We start from the raw sequence: 4,681 nt of genomic DNA, 5'->3' as shown, positions 1-4,681 counted from the left end.
TTCTTTTATATATTTTATAGATTTTTTACACACTGGACATCTAAGTATTGATATATTTTCATTAAGTAATTCTCTTAAAACTTCAATCTTTTTTAATTTTCTCATTGTTCATAACCTTCCTATTTCTATTATTCATATAAAATAGCACGAAGTTATGACATTTTATTAAATTTGTTTAACGATAGCCACAACTCGTGCGCTATCCTCTTAATCTGATATATGCAAGCATTATAGCTACCTCCTTATTTTAGTTAATAAAAAATCCACTTTAGTATACCAGTGGATATATCTTAAATATAGTTATATAATATTATATTTAGGAGTTGTATCTATTATTTTTAATTTATTAATCATTCTATATAAATTTATCATAAATCTAACTCCTTTCTTGTTTTATTAAATTTAATAGTAACATAAATAATATTCACTGTAAAGTATATCGAAGTTCACAATGTATAACAATTGTGAAGTTAATTATATTGTGTTATATCATTTTGAACATTCATTTAAAAGATAGCCAAGATAAAAAACAAGCCTATATCTTAAATTACTTAGTCAATTAAGATATAGGCTTGTTTTTATAATGTTTTTAGTTACTTATATATTTTTAAATGAGTTACTACTCTTTTATTTAGTTAAATAATAAAAATGTCCATATTTTTCTTCATTTTCAAGAAGCTTCATTTTTATTCATCCCCTTTAACATCATCTTTTAATTGCTGTTGTTGGGCCATTTGTGACATTAACTGCATCAATTGTTGCTGCATATCCACTTGTTTTTGCAGCTCGGCTTGAACTTGAGCTTTTAATTGAGCAACTTCATCTTCATATTTAGCATTTTGGACTTTTAAATCATCCACTTTTGACTCCAAATTTTCGACTTTAACCTTTAATAAGTTATTTTCGTTAGATAAATCTGAGTTATATTTTGTCGCTTCACCTAATTGGTTAGATAAAAGTTCATTTTTATCTCTTAATTGTTTTAATTCATTTTTATCTTCACGAGCATCTTTTGCTAAGTCAGCAATTTCTTTATTTTTATCATCAATTTCTTGTTTTTTAGCTTCAATATCAGCATCTTGCTTCTGAATAGTAGCCTTTAAGTCGATAATCATCTCTTCGCGGATAGTAACTTCCTTCTCTAAGTGAGTTTTCTCAGTTTTCAACGTGTCAAGTTCGGCAGTGAACTCTGCTCGCTGAGTTTCAAATTCATTTGATTTCACTTCAAGTGACTCTTTGGATTTAATTAGTTGCTCTTCTAATCCTTCATTTTTAGCAGATAAACTGTCGTTATGTTTAGTTAGCTTGTCCAGTTCCTTGTTATATGCCTTCAACAGTTCATCCTCACGTTTTTGAAGCTGAGCATTAACAGCTGTAGCTTGGCTTTCAAACACACTCATAATCATTGATAGAGCTGTTTGAATTTTCTCTTTATCCCCCGCATAAACTTTCGCCACCTGGTCAGGCAATTGACTCATTGTTAAATCTTGATTCATCGCTTGCTCTGCAATAGCAATGGCATTTTTAAGTTGCTCTGCTTGAGTTGCCCCCTCGAACCCTTTAAGAGAACTTTCTAATGCCTCAATTTCAGTAGGTAACATCTTAAATGCTTTTGTTTTTAATGTTTGCTGTTCCATCTGTTCCACCTCTTTTAATTTATAAAATGATTAGTATTATTACCTTGTATCCTTATTATAGCACGCTTTTGATAAAACCATAACTGTAAGTTAACTTAAATCCCATATTATCAAAAGGTTAACCTTAGTTATCTTGGTTAACACACAAGAAGTAAGTAAAGATGATTGGAAGACGGTGAAAAAAAGAACAGCATGAGCTGTCTTTCTATCTAACTGAGTAGTATTCATACCACTATTTTTTATTTGCACTCAATTGATAAAGTTACATCCCCTAAGTCGATTGATTGGCAGAACTGGATTTGTCTACTGATAACCTCATGTAAGAAATGCAACTTATCCGAATGAAAATGCTCATTTTCTGTGATTAAATCGTTAATAATCTTATGAGCATAATATCTATCAGTTGAATTAGTTAAATCAAATTCCTCTGAAAAATCTTCATGATAAATGTGTTCAAAATTTTTTTCAACCGATAATGCCAGTTCAGTTGCTTTAGTAAGTTCAACTTCTATTTCATAATTAACTTTGATATACTCCAAAGCTTCTTCTAACTCTGAAAAGATAATAGGTAAATAAGCTTTATCCTCTTTGATAACGAAGTTATTTTTAAAATTAACAACATCGTAGAAACTATCATTCGATAAAACCCCTTCCAAATCTCCCAAGTGAAGTCTTTCAATAGAGATTATTTGACCATTAACCTCTACCTCTGTTATGAATGTTAAATCACCTGCCACATGATATTCAGTTCCTTCCTCAAACCATTCATCTTCATTTTTCACAGTGTAAATCATTTTTTATTCCCCCTTATAATGCTCTTCATATAGAGCTTTATATTTATAACCCGTTTGTCTTGAAATCCCACATAGTTTGCATAACTCAATCATCGTAATTCGATTTTCATTACCTTTAGGTAATTTTACTTTAGGATAATGTTTCAAAAACGAGTTGGGTAAGTCTTCGAAACAAGTTTCCTTCCTACCTATTTTAACACCCTTATCTTTGGCGTTCTTCATGCCACTCTTAACTCTAGCCCTAATCATGTTGCGTTCCATCTCTGCGAATACTGCCATCATTTTCAGCATTCCATCCGTCATAGGGTCTAGCTCACCTTTTGAACAATCAACAACAAACTCACCAATAATAAGTTTTAAATGCTTTTCTTTTGCCAACTCGATGACCTCACACAATTGCTTTACCGAACGACTTAACCTCGATACTTCAGAAGTAACAAGCGTATCTGAGTCTTTTAATTCTTTTAAAAGTTTGTTGAAGGCTTTTCTATCTTCCTTAGAGCCTGATTCATATTCAAAATAAATATTTGATTGAGGAATGTCATATTTAGCAAGTGCTTCATTTACTTGTCGCATAACATCCTGCCTCTCTTCGTTTGTTGAGCAACGCGCATAACAATAAATTGCCATTTTAACACCGCCTTCATTTTTTTATCTTTTCGTTATAGTTAAATTTTACCTAAAACATCTAAAAATGTCAATAAAAAGCTACTCGAAATTTCTTTGACATTTATTCCCCTTTTTTTCCTTCCAAAACTGCGGTAATATCAAGGAAAATAACAGTTGAGCAAAATGAAGAAATTATGCAAAAAAGTGTACTCGAAAAGAGTTGATTTCTTAGACCGTATTTTTGAGCATAAAAAAAAGGACACGCCACCGATTGCGTGCCCTTTCCGCATTATTATTGTCATGCAGATTTATTATATCACTTTTTAACGAATGAGTATGTGAAATTTGAAAAATTAGACCAATCTGGTTTAATCCAAACACAATTAATTCCCTTTGGTTTTTTATCACAAACAGAAACTAAGGCTAAAGGATACTCTGTTAAGAGATTAGTCTCCCCGTTCCGACGAGCTTTCAAAAATCTATTATACTCATTCGCATGAGTGAATTGTTTTGTTAAATCAATTTCAACCAGTGCTTGAAATGTTTTATCACCATGCTTGAACGTCACTAACATATCGGGTCTAATTCCAAACAATTCTTCCAACTCTTTAAATTCCACTTCCGTTTCTTCAAGGATGACTTCAAATCCATGAACGTTCATTTGAGAAAGGAAGTCGCTCATAGCCAGTCTGTGTTCAATTTTGTTGGGTGCTTTTCCTAAGTAGTAAACATATGACTGTCCGATGTACTGTCTCACACGTTTCAACTGCTTTAGATTATGTAGTTCCTTTAATCGTCTTTGGGTAACAGATAACGAAGATTTTTCATTGCCCGACCAGAAAATTAGTCGTGAAAGAATTTCCGCATTAGCAATGAACCGTTTTTCTAAAAGTCGGATGACTCTTAAATCTCTTGTTGTTATTCCCATAGTGGTATCTCCCCTTTATTTTCTTTTTTATATATAGAAAGGCTTTGTTTCTCTTCTAAATAAGGCTTAATGTATTGGTCTATCTCTTTTCTATCAACAAAAAATGACTGAAATTCTTGTTCCTGCCCACCTTGAACCAAAATTCCTCTTCCTTTCACTTGAAGTTTTTCTGCTCCTGTTTTATCAAGGATAATTCTTGAATTTGTGCTATCGGAAACTCTAAAGCACACTCTAGTGTCTATATTCGCTTTAATTTTTGAGTCGATAATGTCAGCACTAAATCGTTGGGAAGTAAAAATGAAGTAAACTCCTACGGCTCTAGCGATTGCTAAGGCTTTAGTTAGCGTGACTGATAACTCTTTATTAATATCCAAAAGAACAGTGAACTCTTCCATCATAACGAATTTGTATTGCATTTTGTTGTTAGATTTTGAGTTAAACTCAAAAATATCGTTACAACCACTGTCGGTTATTAAGTTAAATCGCTCCTGTATCTCACGATAAACATTTTCAATAACTAACTCTGCTTGGTAAGGCTCAATCACAAAGGATTTCGTTTGTTTTAATTTTTGGCTATGTTTTAAATGAATGTTGAAAATGATACAATATAATTAACTTCACAATTGTTATATAATGTGAAGTGAAGATATTATTAATATTATATATAAATAGAAATTTCTAGAGGTGATAAAGTGATTGGAATAAATGATGCT

Annotated in this window: 5 protein-coding genes; all 5 read right to left on the bottom strand. The window is 31.6% G+C overall.

From position 1 onward, the window contains the following. Positions 1-686: 686 nt before the first annotated feature. Positions 687-1,637, bottom strand: coding sequence for a coiled-coil domain-containing protein (locus tag J6D32_RS09530; protein ID WP_287467612.1), 951 nt, complete (start codon positions 1,635-1,637; stop codon positions 687-689). A 239-nt stretch (positions 1,638-1,876) separates the two neighbouring features. Then, entirely contained in the window at positions 1,877-2,431 is a 555-nt protein-coding gene (locus J6D32_RS09525) for a hypothetical protein (protein WP_287467611.1), read from the bottom strand. A 3-nt stretch (positions 2,432-2,434) separates the two neighbouring features. Continuing rightward, complete coding sequence (locus tag J6D32_RS09520; protein WP_287467610.1) at positions 2,435-3,061, bottom strand: recombinase family protein; 627 nt, start codon at positions 3,059-3,061, stop codon at positions 2,435-2,437. Between the two features lie 295 nt (positions 3,062-3,356). Then, complete coding sequence (locus J6D32_RS09515; protein WP_287467609.1) at positions 3,357-3,968, bottom strand: replication-relaxation family protein; 612 nt, start codon at positions 3,966-3,968, stop codon at positions 3,357-3,359. Next, positions 3,959-4,513, bottom strand: a complete 555-nt coding sequence (locus tag J6D32_RS09510; RefSeq protein ID WP_287467608.1) for a hypothetical protein — start codon at positions 4,511-4,513, stop codon at positions 3,959-3,961. Before J6D32_RS09510 ends, J6D32_RS09515 begins: the two co-directional genes overlap by 10 nt. Positions 4,514-4,681: the final 168 nt, after the last annotated feature.

The organism is Turicibacter sp. (assembly GCF_017941855.1).
Taxonomy (GTDB): domain Bacteria; phylum Bacillota_I; class Bacilli_A; order MOL361; family Turicibacteraceae; genus Turicibacter; species Turicibacter sanguinis.
Note: the sequence above shows the minus strand (reverse complement) of the source record. Positions and strands in the feature narration are given on the sequence as shown.